Origin of the sequence: Paenibacillus germinis, assembly GCF_013141785.1 — a bacterium.
GTDB lineage: Bacteria > Bacillota > Bacilli > Paenibacillales > NBRC-103111 > Paenibacillus_E > Paenibacillus_E phytorum.
In genome coordinates, this window is record NZ_WHOC01000019.1 from 206474 (window position 1) to 225100 (window position 18627).

The 18627-nt window shown below is 42.0% G+C and carries 18 protein-coding genes; all 18 read right to left on the reverse strand.

Annotated elements, in window-relative coordinates:
- Positions 1–56: 56 nt before the first annotated feature.
- Complete coding sequence (gene miaB, locus GC102_RS03265) at positions 57–1526, reverse strand: tRNA (N6-isopentenyl adenosine(37)-C2)-methylthiotransferase MiaB (protein ID WP_312883175.1); 1470 nt, start codon at positions 1524–1526, stop codon at positions 57–59.
- A gap of 202 nt (positions 1527–1728) precedes the next feature.
- Entirely contained in the window at positions 1729–2298 is a 570-nt protein-coding gene (gene pduL, locus GC102_RS03270; protein WP_171688213.1) for a phosphate propanoyltransferase, read from the reverse strand.
- Positions 2299–2393: 95 nt separating this feature from the next.
- Positions 2394–3260, reverse strand: a complete 867-nt coding sequence (locus tag GC102_RS03275; protein ID WP_171688214.1) for a 2-oxoacid:ferredoxin oxidoreductase subunit beta — start codon at positions 3258–3260, stop codon at positions 2394–2396.
- Positions 3248–4996 (reverse strand): 2-oxoacid:acceptor oxidoreductase subunit alpha, encoded by a 1749-nt coding sequence (locus GC102_RS03280; protein ID WP_171688215.1) that lies wholly within the window; start codon positions 4994–4996, stop codon positions 3248–3250. Before GC102_RS03280 ends, GC102_RS03275 begins: the two co-directional genes overlap by 13 nt.
- Positions 4997–5201: 205 nt before the next feature.
- Positions 5202–6143 (reverse strand): dipeptidase, encoded by a 942-nt coding sequence (locus GC102_RS03285; RefSeq protein ID WP_171688216.1) that lies wholly within the window; start codon positions 6141–6143, stop codon positions 5202–5204.
- A gap of 125 nt (positions 6144–6268) precedes the next feature.
- Positions 6269–6529: a stage V sporulation protein S gene (locus tag GC102_RS03290; RefSeq protein ID WP_028558349.1), complete on the reverse strand. Its 261-nt coding sequence runs from the start codon at positions 6527–6529 to the stop codon at positions 6269–6271.
- Positions 6530–6643: 114 nt separating this feature from the next.
- A complete protein-coding gene (locus GC102_RS03295) occupies positions 6644–7438 on the reverse strand; it encodes a TIGR00282 family metallophosphoesterase (protein ID WP_057301498.1) in 795 nt (264 codons plus the stop codon).
- A 115-nt stretch (positions 7439–7553) separates the two neighbouring features.
- Positions 7554–9095, reverse strand: coding sequence for a ribonuclease Y (gene rny, locus GC102_RS03300; protein WP_057301499.1), 1542 nt, complete (start codon positions 9093–9095; stop codon positions 7554–7556).
- Between the two features lie 386 nt (positions 9096–9481).
- Entirely contained in the window at positions 9482–10174 is a 693-nt protein-coding gene (locus GC102_RS03305; RefSeq protein ID WP_171688217.1) for a regulatory protein RecX, read from the reverse strand.
- 75 nt (positions 10175–10249) lie between these two features.
- Complete coding sequence (recA, locus tag GC102_RS03310) at positions 10250–11293, reverse strand: recombinase RecA (protein ID WP_171688218.1); 1044 nt, start codon at positions 11291–11293, stop codon at positions 10250–10252.
- Positions 11294–11468: 175 nt separating this feature from the next.
- Complete coding sequence (locus tag GC102_RS03315; RefSeq protein ID WP_171688219.1) at positions 11469–12719, reverse strand: competence/damage-inducible protein A; 1251 nt, start codon at positions 12717–12719, stop codon at positions 11469–11471.
- Positions 12720–12878: 159 nt separating this feature from the next.
- Positions 12879–13463 carry a CDP-diacylglycerol--glycerol-3-phosphate 3-phosphatidyltransferase gene (gene pgsA / locus GC102_RS03320; protein ID WP_056832796.1) on the reverse strand — a complete coding sequence of 195 codons (585 nt, stop codon included), beginning with the start codon at positions 13461–13463 and terminating at the stop codon, positions 12879–12881.
- Positions 13460–14788, reverse strand: coding sequence for a 30S ribosomal protein S12 methylthiotransferase RimO (gene rimO, locus GC102_RS03325; protein ID WP_171688220.1), 1329 nt, complete (start codon positions 14786–14788; stop codon positions 13460–13462). Before rimO ends, pgsA begins: the two co-directional genes overlap by 4 nt.
- Positions 14789–14916: 128 nt before the next feature.
- Positions 14917–15408, reverse strand: coding sequence for a YajQ family cyclic di-GMP-binding protein (locus GC102_RS03330; RefSeq protein WP_047672977.1), 492 nt, complete (start codon positions 15406–15408; stop codon positions 14917–14919).
- A 141-nt stretch (positions 15409–15549) separates the two neighbouring features.
- Complete coding sequence (locus GC102_RS03335) at positions 15550–16431, reverse strand: helix-turn-helix domain-containing protein (protein ID WP_171688221.1); 882 nt, start codon at positions 16429–16431, stop codon at positions 15550–15552.
- Between the two features lie 48 nt (positions 16432–16479).
- Positions 16480–17223, reverse strand: coding sequence for a DUF3388 domain-containing protein (locus GC102_RS03340; protein ID WP_373291262.1), 744 nt, complete (start codon positions 17221–17223; stop codon positions 16480–16482).
- 128 nt (positions 17224–17351) lie between these two features.
- Entirely contained in the window at positions 17352–18203 is an 852-nt protein-coding gene (locus GC102_RS03345; protein WP_171688222.1) for a hypothetical protein, read from the reverse strand.
- A 93-nt stretch (positions 18204–18296) separates the two neighbouring features.
- Entirely contained in the window at positions 18297–18548 is a 252-nt protein-coding gene (locus tag GC102_RS03350; protein ID WP_171688223.1) for a DUF3243 domain-containing protein, read from the reverse strand.
- Between the last annotated feature and the right edge of the window lie 79 nt (positions 18549–18627).

Sequence of the window (18627 nt, forward strand, 5' to 3'; positions counted from 1 at the left end):
GTTTGTGATCACATTGAGACACTTCTAAACACGCTCCTATCAGTTTCAGCTTCAAATTAAATGGACATTTTCATGGGTTTGTGTACAATCTCACCCTTCAAAATCCAAGTCTGTGCATGCGTCACTTCCACTTCAACCATTTGACCAACTAAAGACTTGTCGCCAGTAAAATGGATCAATTTATTCGTCCGCGTGCGACCAGCTAGTACATCAGCATTATTCTTACTTTCGCCTTCAACAAGCACTTCAACGGTCTGTCCTAACAATCTCTCATTGCTCGCTTTACTGTGTTTATTTACTAGCTCATTCAAGCGATAAAGACGTTGTTTCTTTACTTCCATCGGTACATTGTCTTCCATATCGGCAGCAGGCGTACCTTCTCGCGGCGAATAAATAAATGTAAACGCGAAATCGAAGCCTACTTCCTCATAAAGAGACATGGTCTCATCAAACTGCTCATCCGTTTCACCTGGAAAACCAACAATAATATCTGTTGTCAGAACGACATCGGGCATCGTTTCTTTAATTTTACTGGCCAATTGTAAATAATGATCTCTGGTATATTTTCTGCTCATTCTTTTCAGAACCTCGGTATTGCCCGATTGAACAGGTAGATGTATATGCTCTACAAGATTACCGCGTTTACCTAACACTTCAATCAAGCGATCATCAAAATCTCTTGGATGCGATGTAGTAAAGCGAATACGTGGCACATCAATTTTACGAATATCGTCCATCAAATCAGCGAATGAATACGTAATATCCTCAAAATCTTTACCATAGGCATTGACATTCTGGCCAAGCAGCGTAATTTCCTGAAACCCTTGACGAGCCAAGTCTCTAACTTCAGCAAGCACGTCTTGTGGTCGGCGACTTCTCTCTTTACCCCGCGTATAAGGAACAATACAGTATGTACAGAACTTATCGCAACCGAACATGATGTTCACCCAAGCACGGATTCCTTCACGTTTTTTTGGTAAATTCTCAACGATATCGCCTTCTTTGGACCATACCTCAACGACCATTTCCTTGTTATAAAAGGCATCCTTCAATAAGGTAGGAAGTCGATGAATATTGTGCGTTCCGAATATCAAATCTACAAAAGCATGCTTTTGCATAATTCGATTCACGACCGCTTCTTCCTGCGACATACAACCACAAACACCAAGAACAAGGCCTGGTTTCTGTGCTTTCAGTGCCTTTAAATGGCCGAGCTCACCGAACACCTTGTCTTCGGCATTCTCCCGAATCGCACAAGTGTTGAGCAGTATAACATCTGCTTGGTACTTGTCCTCTGTCGTTTGATAGCCCATTTGCTCGAGTAAACCCTTCATTACTTCTGTATCATGCTCATTCATCTGACATCCGTAAGTGCGAATCAAATAATATTTATCTTTGCCGAACTCCTGCATGTCCTCAGGAATGGTGAAGTCATAGTGTACGGCTATCTCTTCTTTTCCGCGCTTCTTTGCATCTGTCAGTGAAGGAGGCTGAAAATATTGGGAATAATCCTTGTCGGATTTCACTTGGTTAGCCACTTTCTTTCCTCCTAAAAGTTTTGCTTTAGCAAAACTAACTTCGTAAGCATAAGCAGAGTTTTCGTAGAAAACTTTCTTCGTAAGCGTTAACTGAGTTTTGCTGGTAAACTGACGCAACTTTTATTATAGCATCTCAAGCCTACATAGTACAAAAGGAAATTAACATATATATGAATATTTACTTACAGAATTAATCGATTAGTTCAGCTAAATCGCCAGTTTTCACACCAGCAGCATTCCCCTCATCCGTGTCAATGTGCATGTCTAATGCATAATGATCAGATACACGCGCAATGACATTTTCGAAAATCAATGGCCGTTCTCCATTCACTTTGACACGCAGAAGCTGTTTATCTTGAATGCCCCATTTCTCAGCATCCGAAGTATGAAAGTGAATATGTCTTGCCGCGACAATTACGCCATGCTCCAAATCCACCTCTCCCTTTGGACCAATGACACGGAGGCCAGGAGAGTGTTCTATCTGTCCGGATTCACGTACCGGCGGGTTTATCCCTAAAGAAAAAGCATCCGTTCGTGATACCTCGATTTGTGTACTTGGACGGGCGGGTCCAAGAATACGCACTTTCTCGATCTTACATTTTGGTCCAACAATCGCAACCGTTTCTTGCGCAGCAAATTGTCCTGGTTGTGAGAGATCCTTAAACGTCGTCAATTCATATCCCTGACCAAATAAAATATCGATATGAGCGGGAGATAGATGTATATGTCTAGCTGAAACCCCTACAGGGACTGTTTTCATAGTAACCATCCTTTACCTTTTGTGATAGTAGCCAGTATTGCCGCTCAGCAAAAAAGGCATACGGAAAATCTCCATATGCCCTCAAGGTGTAACTATTATTTGAATTCAGTAAGCATTTTGCTGAAATCAGCTTCTGAAAGCTTAAGGTCTTGTTTCGAAAGTCCTTCTTTAGCAAAGCTTGGAATGGAATCTTCATAGCTCTTTTTCTTTTTGTTTTGATAGATAATACCAGTCAACATGGAGTTTGTTTCCATGATTTTGGTCATTGCCAACACACGGTTCGTATAATCATAATCCGGAATTTCATCCAGATCCACGATATTCTCTTTGAACCAGTCATACGTGTTTACTTTATTGAAAGTTACACATGGGCTAAATACGTTAATCAAAGAGAAACCTTTATGATTCAAACCAGCTTCGATAACAGCCGTTAACTGTTTCAAGTTACTGGAGAACGATTGTGCTACGAAAGAAGCACCGGCAGCCATCGCAACTTCTAAAGGTGAGATCGCAGACTCAATTGTACCTGATGGAACGCTTTTCGTTTTGAAACCTTCCGCACTACGTGGGGATGCTTGACCTTTTGTCAAACCGTAGATTTGGTTATCCATAACGATGTACGTTACATCAATGTTACGACGAATCGCATGTACAGTATGTCCCATACCGATTGCGAAGCCGTCGCCGTCACCGCCTGAAGCGATAACAGTCAAATCGCGGTTAGCCATTTTCACACCTTGTGCGATTGGCAAAGATCTACCGTGAATACCGTGGAAACCATAAGCATTGATGTAACCAGAGATACGACCGGAACAGCCGATACCGGATACGATTGCTAAACCTTCAGGCTCTAAACCAACATTAGCTGCTGCACGCTGAATTGCCGCTTGTACGGAGAAGTCTCCGCAACCTGGACACCAGTTTGGCTTTACATTGTTACGAAAGTCTTTTAATGTTGCCATGCTAAAGTCAACTCCTTACATTTTTGTTCAATTTCCGCTGGCAAGAACGGGTTACCGTTGTATTTAAGTACGTTTTTAATTTTATCTGCATGACCAACATGCAGTTTAATTTGATCTGCTAATTGTCCAGTTGCGTTGTTTTCAACAACGATTACTGTTTTCGCTTTTTCAACAAGAGGTCTAAGTTGCTCTGCAGGGAAAGGATGAATCAAACGCACTGTAGCGTGATTTGTCTTAATTCCTTCCAGTTCAACGCGGCTTCTTGCTTCATCAATCGTTCCACCGGTGGAACCCATTCCGATAATCAGAAGATCAGGATTCTCATGAGGAGCATCGAATTTAATAGCATCTGTTACTTGAATGTGTTTCAGCTTCTCAAGACGCTTATCCATCATACGTTGACGGTTTTCAGTGCTTTCCGAAGGACGACCGGTTTGGTCATGCTCTACACCTGTAACATGGTGAATACCATTCTTCACGCCAGGAATCACACGCGGTGAAACACCGTTCTCAGTGAACTCATAACGTTTGAACAATTGATTCGCTTCTTGTTCAGGAGCTTCTGATACTAGCGCGCCGCGGTCAATCACAATGCGGTTGTAATCTAGCATCTCTGCAGATTGTTTACCCAGGGAAAGCTGTAGGTCTGTCATCAGAATGACTGGAACTTGATATTTCTCAGCAAGGTTGAAAGCTTCAATCGTATCATAGAAGCATTCTTCAATCGTGCTTGGGGATAGAACGATTTTCGGGATTTCACCGTGAGTACCGTATACCATGGCATTCAAGTCGGATTGCTCTTGTTTCGTTGGAAGACCCGTACTTGGACCACCACGTTGTGTATCTACGATAACAACAGGCGTTTCAGTCATACCCGCCAGACCAATAGCTTCCATCATTAAAGATAGACCAGGACCAGCAGAAGCTGTTAGTGCACGAGCACCAGCGTAGTTAGCACCGATAGCCATTGTACATGCTGCAATTTCATCTTCCGTTTGGATAACAGTTCCACCCAATTTAGGAAGTGCTTTTTGCAAGTATTCCATAACTTCAGATGCTGGTGTAATTGGGTAAGCTGGCATAAAGCGGCAACCTGCTGCTACTGCTCCAAGAGCGATGGCATCATTACCGATCATGAACAATTTTTGTTGTCCGTCAGCAGGCTCAAGTTGGAAGTCAGCGATAGGTCCGCCAGCGAGTTCAAGTACAGATTCCGCACCTTTACGAACTGCTTCAATATTCTTCTCAACAACAGCTGCGCCTTTACGGCCAAATTCTTCTTCAACAGCTTTATTAAACACGTCAATCGGCAAGCCAAGTAGAGCCCATGAAGCGCCTGACGCGGCCATGTTCTTAAATAAGGAAGTTCCTAGTTCTTCTGCAATCGCAGTAATTGGAACTGGAAACAAACGTGCTTTAATTCCTTCAGGTAAAACGGGGTTAAACTTAGCATCTGCAACGATAACACCGTTATCACGAAGTTCGTGTGCATTGAAATCGATACTCTCTTGGTCGAAAGCGACCAGAATGTCCAAATCGTCTGAAATTGCGCGAATCGGTTTAGTGCTGATGCGAATCTTGTTATTTGTATGTCCCCCCTTAATCCGTGAAGAGAAATGACGGTACCCATACAAATAGTAACCGAGACGGTTCAATGCAGTAGAGAAAATGCGGTCTGTACTTTCGACCCCTTCACCCTGCTGACCTCCGATTTTCCAAGATAACTGACTAATCACCGTACGTCCACTCCTTTTGATTGTAGCTGCATGAAGATCTAAAAAAGCTAATTTGTAGAAATTTAAGATGACGCTATAAAAATTTTCTTTCACTTGTCATCCAAATTCTATGCCTTTACAGAGCAAATTGCAAGGGGTTTAAACGATTCTAAAACATAGAGTTTTTAGATCGAATCCATATCAATATTAGAATGATTCCCAACTTTCATTTCGGAAGATTGGTGAGCATGAAATTCCGCCAATTTCCATAGAGGAACGCCTCCACTTGTGTTTCCTTATAGTTTTTACATAAAGCTTCTATTATATTTCCGTACTGACCTACATGTCTCAAATCTTTCATCCATTGCTCAATCCCATCAAAATCCGATCCAAAGCCAATATTCCCTTCCCCACCCAATGAACAAACATGATCAATATGCTTTAGCAGTGCCGTAATGGGAACAGCTAAATTAGCGCAATCAACAAAGTAAGGAACAAACGTAATCCCGATCAGTCCTTGACACTGGATGATAGCTTTGATTTGATCATCTGATAAATTTCTTGGATGAGGACAAACTTTTTGAGCATTCGAATGGGATGCAATAAATGGTTTAGCATATACCTCAACCAATTCCCAGAACGCCGTAACTGATAAATGTGATACATCTGCTATTATACCCATAGTTTCTAATTCTTTTAACATCAGCTTGCCTTTTCTTGTAAAACCACTTTTACGCGGCTCCATAACACCATCTGCAGCCCAATTTGCATAGTTCCAAGTCAGACCAATACTTCTCACACCAAGATGGTGAAGAATCCTTAAATGGGTCATGTTACCAGCTAAAGCATCTAAGCCTTCAAGAGTGAGGATAGCTCCAATCTGTTCCTCCGCTTCAACAGCACGCCAGTCTTCTACATTCTGAATTAATTTCATTCCTGGATGACGAACAATTTTCCGATGAAATAAATCAACCATTTGCAAAATATGATCGAATGTAGGCTGCTGAATGGAGTCCGATAAATAGATGGCAAAACACTGAACTTTCACACCCGCTTGCTTAAGCCTTGGATAACTAACATCCAACTCCTGTTCTTCCTTATCGAAGTCCAGCTTGGGGTTCATATACAATTTCGTAAGCGCATCGCAGTGACCATCCATTATTCTCATCCTAGCAGCCTCCTATACACCATCTTCTAGACAACACAAAAACCCCTAAGCAGAGGTTTGATAGGCATTGTGAAAAACCTGTCTACTAGGTAAACAGGCTAGGTATTTTAGTATGGTACGGTTTATTACCTTGGCTCTACAATAAGTTTAATGGCCGTCCGATCTTCCCCGTCAATCACGATGTCTGTGAAGGCTGGTACACAAATTAAGTCAACTCCACTGGGCGCGACAAATCCTCTTGCGATAGCTACTGCTTTAATGGCTTGGTTTAAGGCGCCTGCACCTATAGCTTGGAGCTCAGCAGCTCCACGCTCACGCAAAACACCTGCCAATGCACCTGCTACGGAGTTTGGATTGGACTTTGCTGAAACTTTTAATACATCCATGAATAGTACCTCCTCGGGAATGATGGATAGATTCCATTACCCATCATATTCTCAAGGTTGAACAAACATGCTATCGTATCCAATTTAAATGTTCGCAAAATTTGGAATTATCTGCTAATCCATGAAAACTTGATCTTCATCATAACGGATAAGGTTAATTCCTTTTGCCAAACCTGTCTGATCGTTCAATTCAATCACAACAGCATGGAAATGCCATTTGCCTTCATCCGTTACGAATCGAACTGGAAGCTGTGTTTTGAACTTTTGCAGTACAGCATTACGTTCAACGCCTAGAATACCATCACGCGGCCCTACCATTCCTACATCGGTTACATAAGCTGTTCCTTGCGGCAAAACACGGTTATCATTCGTTTGTACATGTGTATGAGTACCGACAACTGCTGACACTTTACCATCCAAATGCCAACCCATCGCAATTTTCTCAGAGGTTGCTTCCGCATGGAAATCGACAAATACAAATTTATGTTTCTTCTTATCCGCTTCAAGAATTTCGTCCACTTTACGAAATGGGCAATCAATCGGCGGTAAGAATGTGCGTCCTTGCAAATTAATAATCAGTAATTCCTGATCTTTGACCTTAATGACCGTATGTCCTCTACCCGGTGTTCCAGGAGGAAAGTTAGCGGGTCGAACCATCTTCTCGTCACGATCAATGAAATCAAATATCTCTTTCTGGTCCCATGTATGATTACCCATCGTCAGAGCCTGAATGCCCATCTCATAGATTTCTTTAGCAATAGCCGATGTAATACCTTTCCCTGCAGCAGCATTCTCACCATTAGCAATGAACACTGCGTGAGGATGAGCTTGTTTTAATCTAGGCATAATATTCTTTAATGCTTTTCTTCCGACAGATCCTACAATATCTCCAATAAATACAATTTTCATAACAAATTAATAGCTCCTTTATAAACACTAGATGCAACGGCGTAAACGATGAATTCAATGACCAGCCTGAAAATAAGGAAAAGTGGCTATATCAGCCACTTTTCGCATTTGTATCTTATTTAGCGTATTCAACTGCCCTTGTTTCACGAATGACCGTAACCTTAATATGTCCTGGATAATCGAGTTCACTCTCGATTTTCTTCGTAATATCGCGGGCTAGACGGAACGCCTCGGTATCATCCACTTTCTCCGGCTGAACCATTACGCGTACTTCGCGACCTGCTTGAATGGCGTATGATTTCTCAACACCTTCGAAGGATTCCGAAATTTCTTCAAGCTTCTCCAGACGTTTAATATACGTTTCGAGCGTCTCTCTTCGTGCTCCAGGTCTTGCTGCGGATAAAGCATCTGCAGCTCCTACTAACATCGCAATAACAGAGGTTGCTTCCACGTCACCGTGATGCGAAGCAATACTATTAATAACGACTGGATGCTCCTTGTACTTCTTACCAATCTCAACACCGATTTCCACATGAGATCCTTCAACCTCGTGGTCTAGCGCCTTACCGATGTCATGAAGCAGCCCGGCACGTTTCGCCAAAGTTACGTCTACCCCGAGCTCCCCGGCCATCAGACCAGCCAGATAAGCTACTTCCATGGAATGTTTCAACACGTTTTGACCGTAACTTGTTCTGAATTTTAAGCGACCCAAAATTTTGATCAAGTCAGGATGTAATCCGTGTACACCAACCTCAAACGTCGCTTGCTCCCCATATTCGCGGATACGTTCGTCCACTTCTTTACGGGATTTCTCAACCATCTCTTCAATGCGTGCTGGATGAATACGTCCATCAGCAACAAGCTTTTCTAAAGATGTACGAGCAATTTCGCGTCGGATTGGATCAAATCCTGATAAAATAACTGCTTCTGGCGTATCATCAATAATAAGGTCGATACCCGTCAATGTTTCCAGAGCGCGAATATTACGTCCTTCACGACCGATGATTCGGCCTTTCATTTCTTCATTTGGCAGTGATACAACTGAAACGGTTGTTTCAGCAACATGATCTGCAGCACAACGTTGAATGGCGAGCGTGATGATTTCACGGGCCTTTTTATCGCCTTCTTCTTTGGCTTGCTGTTCGATTTCTTTAATAAGCTGTGCGGTTTCGTGACGAACTTCCTGTTCTACATTTGTAAGAATGATACTCTTAGCTTCATCCATTGTAAGACCAGAAATTCGCTCTAACTCCGAAACTTGGCTTTTATAAAGCTGATCAATTTGTGATTGTGTATCCTCGATCCGCTTCTCTTTGTTGGCAACTTGCTCTTCTTTACGCTCGAGAGATTCTAATTTTTTATCCAGCGATTCCTCTTTTTGCAACAATCGTCTTTCTTGTCGTTGAATTTCATTTCGACGTTCACGAATGTCTTTTTCAGCTTCGGACCTCAGTTTATGCACTTCGTCCTTTGCTTCCAGAACCGTTTCTTTTTTCAGTGCTTCTGCTTCCTTCTTGGCAGATTCTCTAATCTGTTCAGCGGCTGTTTCAGCACTGGAAATTTTCGCTTCTGCAAGAGATTTACGGATAAAATAACCAATCCCTAAGCATGCAGCTCCAACAATGAGAATGATCGCGATCCAGATGAATGGCATCATCTTGTTCACCTCCTCGTTGGTTTCTCCAAGGTGTTAGCCTGGGATTCCCTTCGGTTGTTTAATCCGATTTTTAATTGTTTGACTAGTCATACATACCCTACTTAATAAAGAGTATGGCTTTTAAATGAATGCGCACCGTGCGTTAGAGGCACTATAGTGCTAATAATCCATAATCAACAGTGTAAAAATTGGCGGTTTCTACATCTGTCCCCTCAAAATCAATGAATTGAGTATGATTTTGAATACATTATGAAAATATACACTGTTATTTTATCTTTTGTCGAAGAAGCTTGTCAAGCGAATGTCCCTGAGATGACGGAATAAGTATTTCCAGCACTCGTAAAACATTTAATGCCGTTAACTAAATAGACATATAATTAATGACATTAACAATCAAATGGGTCATCTGAGATTTCAAATTCCTCTTCACTCGATTCACTGCTTAATACCCCCAAAACCTTGTTGACAATAGAGCCTGTATAACCTCTCCGCATTAGAAAAGCTCCCGTCTTTCTTTTACGATCCATTGTCTTGCCTGAGGTTTGTTTCCATTTCGTTTGGCCCAACTTCATCGCCCCCGTATACTCATCATCGGGATTGATAGTCTCCATAGCATTTTTGACCAATTCTTTATCAATGCCTCTTTGTTGGAGCTCCTGTCGTATGAGATTGCGACCTTTTCGTTGCGAAATAATGCGATTATCTGTCCACATTTTCGCAAATTCTTCATCATTGATATAATTTTGCTGGACTAGCTTCTCACATGCCCATGCAATAATAGGTACTTCAAATCCTTTCTCTTTCAGCTTACGTTTTACTTCACTTAATGAATGTGGTCGTCTGCCTATCATGCTTATTGCCTTTATATAAGCCATATTCTGTTCCTCATCAAGCGTTATACTTTCGATTTCTTGAAGATGTATGGTTTCCCCTTTATTTAACCGATGCTTGATTAAAATGTCTTCATGAACTGAGAATGCGTATTCTTCATTTAAAAATATATTGTATCGATGCTTACCACGCTTCTGTTTCTCAACCTTGGTAATGATTAATAATGGTTGTTGCTCTTCACTATTCAAAACTAACCAACTCCTTCAATGAAGAAAGCACCTTAACACTAGGTTTAAGGTGCTTTCTTGTATGCTCATTTAAACTTATTCGAAATCTGGTTCCAATTCATCGTCTTCTTCGTCAACATTAAGAGGGATTGCTTTGATTAAATTACTGTTCTCTCGAATCCGCAATTCAATCGTTTCCGCAATACTTTTATTATCTTTCAAAAACTGCTTCGAATTCTCACGGCCTTGACCAAGACGCTCACCTTCATACGAATACCAAGCTCCGCTTTTATTAACGATATCCATCTCTGTTCCGATATCTATAATACTGCCTTCGCGTGAAATTCCTTCACCGTACATAATATCCACTTCCGCTTGTTTGAACGGCGGAGCTACTTTATTCTTAACGACTTTAATTCTTGTGCGGTTACCAACCATATCATTACCCTGTTTGATAGTTTCCACACGACGAACATCTAGTCGAACGGATGAGTAGAACTTAAGTGCACGGCCACCAGGTGTTGTCTCTGGGTTACCGAACATAACGCCAACTTTTTCGCGTAATTGGTTAATGAAAATCGCGATAACTTTGGACTTGTTAATCGCACCAGACAGCTTACGAAGTGCTTGGGACATCAAGCGAGCCTGCAGACCTACGTGAGAATCACCCATATCGCCTTCAATCTCTGCTTTAGGCACTAATGCCGCTACAGAGTCAATAACAATAATATCTACAGCACCACTTCGTACTAGTGCTTCAGCGATCTCAAGTGCTTGTTCACCGGTATCCGGCTGAGAGAGTAGAAGCTCATCTATATTAATACCAAGCTTGCTTGCATAAGAAGGATCCAATGCGTGCTCCGCATCGATAAAAGCAGCTTGTCCACCATTCTTCTGTACTTCTGCGATAGCATGTAGAGCTACCGTAGTTTTACCGGAAGACTCAGGTCCGTATACTTCAATAATTCTTCCGCGTGGAAACCCACCTATTCCAAGAGCGATATCAAGCGCAAGAGAGCCGGATGAAATCGTTTCAACTTGCATATGTGTAGATTCTCCAAGCTTCATAATGGAGCCTTTTCCGAACTGTTTCTCAATTTGACGTAAAGCATTATCAAGTGCTGCGCGACGATCTGACAAAACACTCACTTCCTTCTTCTATCATTATAGGTATATGATAACTTGTTTTCAGGTGTTTGCCAAGCATTTTTTCGAACATACATTCGACTTTTTAGCGAACAAACAAAAAACCGCAACAAAGTTATCGCTTTGCTACGGTTCTTCCGTTAACACTTAGTCTCATTATATGCGAACTCTAGCTATCTTTCAACTGTTTCCATAAATGATAGAGTGCGCTTTTGGCCGCTCTTTGCTTGATGGACTCCCGATTACCAGATAGCTGCAAAGTAATAACCCTTGTTGCTGCTTCTTTTTGAGCAAAACCTATATAAACAAGCCCTACTGGCTTGCCTTCAGACGGACTTGGGCCTGCTACACCCGTGACTGATAGTCCAAAGTCACTTCCGGCCAAAGTAATCAATTGCTCCGCTAAGAGGGTCGCTGTCTCGCTGCTAACAGCACCTGGAGAACCCTCCCCTTCCAGCACTTCCATTGGAACACCGAGGAGCTTATGCTTCAAGGCATTAGAATAACAAATAATTCCTCCAAGAAATGATTGGGAACTCCCCGGCACTGCTGTAATCAAATCACTTAGCAAGCCGCCAGTGCAGCTTTCGGCCACAGCAAGTGTCTGGTTCTTCTCGCCAAGCAATTGCAGCACAATCGTTTCGATAGGAACATCTTCGTCGGCATAGAGATGCTCTCCTAATCGCTTTCTAATCTCTAGTTCAGTCACTTGAAGTTTCCGTTCGCCATCCGAAGCTGTCTGTGCACGTGTTGTTAAGCGAATCGTCACTTCGCTTTCTTTGGCATATGGAGCAATCGTTGGGTCCGTTTGAGCTTCGATTAGATCAAGTAATTGATGTTCTAAGTTAGATTCACCAATGCCGGCAAATTTGAGCATTTTGGAATAAAGCGGAACCTCATCAGTCATCCTTGTACGAAGCCAAGGAGCCGCATACTTGGTGAACATCGGCTTCATTTCTTTTGGCGGGCCTGGTAGAAGAATAAAATGTGTCCCTTCGTATGTAAATGCAACACCTACGGCAAGCCCTGTTTCGTTATGTAAAGGATCGCTCCCCTCAATCATCATCGCTTGACGTCTGTTGCTTTCCACCATATGGATCCCGCGTGACTGGAACATATCTGTAATTGTTTTCATTGAAGGCTCATGCACAATCAATTCACGGCCTACAAACGCAGCAAGAACATCCTTGGTCAGATCATCCTGCGTAGGTCCAAGACCCCCTGTACATATAACGACATCAGCCCTTGAAACGGCTAATTTGAAGCTATCTAGCAATCTCTGTTTATTATCACCAACGACCGTTTGGAAATACATATCTACGCCAAGCGCAGCACATTCTCTGGAGAGAAATTGTGCATTCGTATTTACAATTTGGCCTAGTAAAAGTTCCGTTCCAACAGCGATAATTTCTGCTTTCATCTCGAATTCCCTCCTTAAAATGAGAAAACCTCTATCGAGGCCATTCAAAGATGAGCGACCGCGTTTAGAGGTAGGTTTTATCGCCAATAAGAAAGCGGTTTTCGGGAACCGAAAACTTATACCTTCTTATGTGGTAGAAAAAACCAATAGGATGCCCTATTATGCTTTTTCTGAAAAATCTATGACATGCTTATTCTTTACAAAGTACTCTACACCTGAATACACGGTAATAATTGCAGCTACCCAACTAGCTATAACATCAAAAGGGAAGTGCAGAAACGTAAAAGGAAAATTATTGATAAGTAGTGCAATGATGGCTGTAATCTGAGCTGCCGTCTTCGCTTTTCCCCATTTGCTAGCGGCCATCACAGTGCCTTCCAATAGAGCAATTTGGCGAAGTCCTGTGACAGCCCACTCTCTACTGATAATGACAATGACAATCCAAGCATCTACTTTACCCATTTCCACTAATGAGACGAGCACAGCAGTAACAAGCAGCTTATCCGCTAAAGGATCAAGCAGCTTGCCCAAGTTGGTTACAAGATTACGTTTTCTGGCAATGTAACCATCTAAACTGTCTGTACTCGCTGCAATAATGAAAATTAAAGCAGCAATAATCTGATTATACGTTATGCTAAATTCCTCTATCCGTATATGAGGGAATTTCACCTTAATCAACAGAAAAAACATGATAATAGGTACTAATAAAATCCTCGCCACGGTGATGCGATTAGCTAGGTTCATGCAATTACCTCCCCGGATAAGTCAAACTCATAAGAGTGGGTAATACGAACTTTAGCTAGCTCACCAATGTTAAGCTTTGCATTGGACACGAATACTTCTCCATCAATCTCAGGAGCATCAAATTGGGAGCGTCCAATGTATACATCACTTCTGCCATCGTATCTTTCGATAAGCACGTCAATTTCCTGTCCGATGCGGCGTCCGCCACGCAGATTCGAGATTTCACGCTGAATTTCCATAATCGCGTTCGCGCGATACTCTTTAACATCATCAGGAACTTGATCCGGCAAACGTGCTGCTGGCGTATCATCTTCCTTGGAATAGGCAAAAACACCAAGACGATCAAACTGAATGTCGCGAACAAATTGTTTCAAGTTTTCAAAATCTTGTTCAGTTTCGCCTGGGAAACCTACAATGAGTGATGTACGCAGGGCGACATCTGGAATAGCTTCACGAATTTTACGAACAAGTTCGCGCGTATCCTTCTGACGGCCAGGTCTACGCATCCGTTTGAGAATAGAATCTTCACTGTGCTGAAGTGGCATATCGATATACTTACATACCTTCGGATTTGATGCCATGACAGCAATCAATTCATCGCTAAAGAACCCAGGGTAAGCATAGTGCAGTCGCACCCACTCGATGCCTTCCACTTCACTAACCTTATTAAGCAAAGTAGGCAGCATGAAACCATCATAAAGATCTGTTCCATAATTCGTGGAATCCTGTGCGATTAGGCTAATTTCTTTAACGCCTTGTGCAGCAAGATTAGCTACTTCCGCAACGATGGACTCCATACTTCTACTTTTGAAGTTGCCTCGCATAATAGGAATACTACAGAATGTACATGCGTTATCGCAGCCTTCTGCAATTTTTACATAAGCTGTATATCGAGGAGTAGTCATAAGTCTTGGCAGGTCCGCATCATAATTAAACACCGGATTCCCAACAAGAACCGGTTTCTTTCCGCGAAGCGCTTCATCTACGATATGGTTGATTTTATCGAAATCTCCGGTACCCACGATGCCATCAATCTCAGGCATTTCTTCCATCAACTGCTTTTTGTAGCGTTGAGTCAAACAGCCGGATACGATAAGCGCTTTGAGATTCGCTGTTTGCTTTAGTTCTGCCATATCCAAAATTGTATTAACGGATTCTTCTTTTGCTGCATCAATGAACCCGCAAGTGTTCACGATAATGACAGTGGCATCTTCCTTGTTCTCAACAAGTTGAAAACCACGGCCATGAATTAATCCTGACATAATCTCGGAATCGACCAAATTCTTTTCGCATCCAAGAGTAACTACTTTAACCTTTTCTGTCATGAAAGAAACAACCTCCAATAGTCCTAAAAAACACTCCCTACCAGTATAATACAAGCCCTATAGGGTGTCAAAATGTAAAAACCCCCTACATGTAGGGGGCTACTCTCCAAAGAACATCGTATGTATGCCTATTTCAAGTTTACAAATTGCAAATCAAGAGGAATTTCCGCCTTACGCAGCAAGGCAATAACGGCTTGTAAATCATCTCGACTCTTCCCGGTTACCCGAATTTGATCCCCTTGGATTTGCGTCTTAACTTTAAGTTTGGAGTCACGAATTAGAATGTTAATTTTCTTCGAGTTCTCCTGATCGACACCTTGCTTCATGCTAATTTTCTGCCTTACGGTGGATCCAGCCGCTGGTTCTACTTTACTGTACTCGAGATTCTTAATCGAGATACCGCGCTTCGTCATTTTGGCGTGCATAATATCAAGGACATTCTGAAGCTTAAACTCATCATCTGAGGTGACAACAAGCTGGTCCTTATCCAATTTAATGCTGCTTTTACTACCTTTAAAGTCAAAGCGGGTAAGGATCTCTTTCTCCGCCTGCTGTATGGCGTTATTTAGTTCCTGCATATCCACCTTGGATACGATATCAAACGAGCATTCTGAACTCATCTTAGACAAAACATCCTTTCCATCAAATTACAATAGCATTATAGCAAGAAGCCGTAAAAAAAGAAACATCCTAAGCCCTCTCGGCCTAGGATACTCTTGGTATTATTCATTACCCGGGAAAGCGCAGGAAACGTCAAAATGCTAGTTTTTTTGCAAATTGAGCTGTACCCTCTTGGGGTTTGGAGTATCCCCGACAGGAACGATCGTACCATTCACAGTAAGCTCCAAAGCACTGGCTGCACCTACATTTAAATAGGCAGAACCGGTTAAATCAAAAGAGTCCGTATCACCGGCTTTGTAAAGTTTCTGTCTAAGCATTTCTTTACCGCCTGCCTCTGTAAGAGAATCCACACGAATCCAACAGGAACCTGTTATTTTCATCTGAATATTCAGATTGGAAGCACCGGTTATCGTGTAATTATCTACACCTTTCTCGCTGCTGCTAAACTTTACCTGAACAGATGGCGTTGGTGTCGGCACCGGTGTTGGAGTAGGAGTTGCAAGAGGCGCCACTTTACCGTCACCGGACGCATTCATTGTCGTACTTGGAGCAGTGCCAGTCGCAGGATTCGTAGAATCTGTGATTCTCGGAGATTGCGTTTGAGAAGGATTTTCATCCGCTGGCGTTCCCTTATAATTCTTGTATGTATAGTAATATACGATACCGAATATAAGCAGAATGAAACAGACAAACATCGTACCAGAAGCCCAGCGGCTCAATTTCTCGGTATTACGGACACTCGTTCTATTTTTACGAATCGTTTCTACAACTGGTTTCTCTACAGCTGGAGAGGGATTCGTCGTTTGATACATGCCCAGAACTTCAGTAGGGTCAAGTCCAACTGCTTCAGCGTAGCTTTTAATAAAGGCACGTACATAGAAGCTGCCAGGCAGAACCTTGTAGTTTCCTTCTTCAATCGCTTCCAAGTATCGTTTACGAATTTTCGTAACTTCTTGAAGATCGTCAAGCGAGATTTTTTTTTCCAGACGTGTTTTGCGTAAAATGTATCCTAGATCAGACATATGGTCACCTCCCCGCGGGATCTTCTTTATTTAATGACGTTACAGACTTTAAAAAGGTTCGGACGTATACGTAAATGAATCATAATTAATTTCTTCATCCGGGCTATTTCGCAGCTCAATAATATAATCGAAGTGATTATATGTGTATTCCGACTCCCGAATAAATATATCCGGATGCTCGATAACCTTAGTAGAAGGCATACCCATAATGTCCTGCAAAAGGCTGTAATGCTTCTCATTTGAACGTATAGTGGAAACAATTCCATCAATAATATATACATTATTTGGAGTCATTTCATCTTCCGATAGTTGACTGCGTACGGTTTGTCTGAGTAACGTAGAGGAAACGAAAGTCCAACGCTTGTTTGCGCATACACTTCCTGCAATAATCGATTCCGTTTTACCAACACGCGGCATTCCGCGAAGACCTACAACTTGGTTCCCTTCTCGCTTGAAAATCTCACCAAGGAAGTCAACTAAAAGCCCCAATTCATCACGAGTAAAACGGAATGTTTTGCGATCATCCGAATCGCGTTCAATATACCGACCATGACGGACAGCCAAAATATCAACAAGCTTTGGGGGTCTAAGAGCGGTAATAGTAATATTATCTACTTTTCTTAACATTTTACCCATTAAGTCAATTTTTTCTTCATCATTGGTTTGTAGAAGCATACCACGGGTACGATCTTCTACCCCATTAATGGTCACAATATTAATATCCAGCATCCCCATCAAGGAAGCAATATCCCCTAATAAGCCGGGACGGTTTTTGTGAATTTTGTACTCCATATACCATTCTTTAACGTCCAATCATTCCACCCCATCGCAATATCTGTAACGAACAAGTCGATACCTATTCAAGTAATTTCTACAATTTCCGTCAATGTCCTTCTTTTATCGCGTAAAAATACACAAATTTATTTCATTTTTAGTTCTTTAAGCTCTTGTTCGTTGTAAATCGTGCCACCTTTTTTCCATGAGCTGTTTTTCATCATAGCGAGACGATTGTCCAAAATTTGTGCCCAGTTAAGTTCAGCCGATACAGCTCCTGAAATATCCACAACCGATACTCCGATAGACTTAGCTTTCTGCACTTGTGCCTCATCTACTGGTGTATAGAAAATAATCGTGTTGGAGTGATGCTGCCTCGTTTGGAACGATAACTGCTGGAACCACTGTTCATTATTATCGAGTAAAACGATATGATCCGCCTCCTCCGAAGGTGCCCATGCAGAAGGTATAGGACGATCACTTCGAGTCACCCACTCCACGACAACGTTTTCTGCTAATAGGTCTTGGATCCATTTATTTTTCAAGGTCTCAATCTGTTGCGAATCAATTTGTAAGAACGAAGCTTGCTCGTTTACCTGACTTGTGATTCCTTTGACATCAAGTTGACTTTGTAATAATGTCCATTTACCCGTCGAAAGTCCTTGTCCAATCACCCCATTAGCAGAAGGAAACAGTTCATTACCAATGACATATATGTAATCATAATTGCTTGCTTTCAACTTTGCTATAACGCTTTCATCCAGTTGATTCAAATCCTTGATCCAATCAAAGGCTATAAAATTAGCATCTCTCCACTGCTGAAGCGCATTTCCTACCGACTGCTTAGCTGGCGCAGACATACTAGCTCCTGTCAGCATTAGCACAGATAATTTATTATCCAACAATTCCTGCTTAATGGTTGGAATTCCACGATTTCCACACCCTGCTACGATAAAAGATAAGAGCAATAATGCAAGCGCAAAACGTTTGATTGCCATGAAGTTACAATTCCTTTCATCCTTATAAAGCGTGCAAAAGCCTCCGAAAGAGGAGGCTTTCACATTGTACCCTATTGAATTGTAAAACGGTTATTAACCTTTGTCTACTAATTTTACCATGAGGCCGGCAAGTGTGCGCTTTTCTTGCTCATCCCCTGCATCCCACAGCTCTTTGAGCACTCGCTCTTGTTCATTTTCGGGGTCCACTTTATTTGCCAGAAATTCACCGATTTGAAAAGCGAGCTTAGAAATCGTTTCCTCACTCATCCCCGCATGTCCAGCCTGACTCACACGTTCAGCCAAAAACTCTTTCCACTTATCAAATACCTTAAGTACAGTAGCCATTGTAAGAAGCCTCCTTTGAGTTATGAGAAATGGTCATTACATACGTAATATTCGCTTCTCAGCTTAAAATTATGCGCGA

Excerpts from the sequence above, each read along its gene's own strand:
- pduL (WP_171688213.1), bottom strand. The coding sequence starts at position 2,298 with ATGAAAACAGTCCCTGTAGGGGTTTCAGCTAGACATATACATCTATCT.
- GC102_RS03275 (WP_171688214.1), bottom strand. The coding sequence starts at position 3,260 with ATGGCAACATTAAAAGACTTTCGTAACAATGTAAAGCCAAACTGGTGT.
- GC102_RS03285 (WP_171688216.1), bottom strand. The coding sequence starts at position 6,143 with ATGAGAATAATGGATGGTCACTGCGATGCGCTTACGAAATTGTATATG.
- GC102_RS03290 (WP_028558349.1), bottom strand. The coding sequence starts at position 6,529 with ATGGATGTATTAAAAGTTTCAGCAAAGTCCAATCCAAACTCCGTAGCA.
- GC102_RS03295 (WP_057301498.1), bottom strand. The coding sequence starts at position 7,438 with ATGAAAATTGTATTTATTGGAGATATTGTAGGATCTGTCGGAAGAAAA.
- rny (WP_057301499.1), bottom strand. The coding sequence starts at position 9,095 with ATGATGCCATTCATCTGGATCGCGATCATTCTCATTGTTGGAGCTGCA.
- GC102_RS03315 (WP_171688219.1), bottom strand. The coding sequence starts at position 12,719 with ATGAAAGCAGAAATTATCGCTGTTGGAACGGAACTTTTACTAGGCCAA.
- pgsA (WP_056832796.1), bottom strand. The coding sequence starts at position 13,463 with ATGAACCTAGCTAATCGCATCACCGTGGCGAGGATTTTATTAGTACCT.
- rimO (WP_171688220.1), bottom strand. The coding sequence starts at position 14,788 with ATGACAGAAAAGGTTAAAGTAGTTACTCTTGGATGCGAAAAGAATTTG.
- GC102_RS03330 (WP_047672977.1), bottom strand. The coding sequence starts at position 15,408 with ATGAGTTCAGAATGCTCGTTTGATATCGTATCCAAGGTGGATATGCAG.
- GC102_RS03335 (WP_171688221.1), bottom strand. The coding sequence starts at position 16,431 with ATGTCTGATCTAGGATACATTTTACGCAAAACACGTCTGGAAAAAAAA.
- GC102_RS03340 (WP_373291262.1), bottom strand. The coding sequence starts at position 17,223 with ATGGAGTACAAAATTCACAAAAACCGTCCCGGCTTATTAGGGGATATT.
- GC102_RS03345 (WP_171688222.1), bottom strand. The coding sequence starts at position 18,203 with ATGGCAATCAAACGTTTTGCGCTTGCATTATTGCTCTTATCTTTTATC.
- GC102_RS03350 (WP_171688223.1), bottom strand. The coding sequence starts at position 18,548 with ATGGCTACTGTACTTAAGGTATTTGATAAGTGGAAAGAGTTTTTGGCT.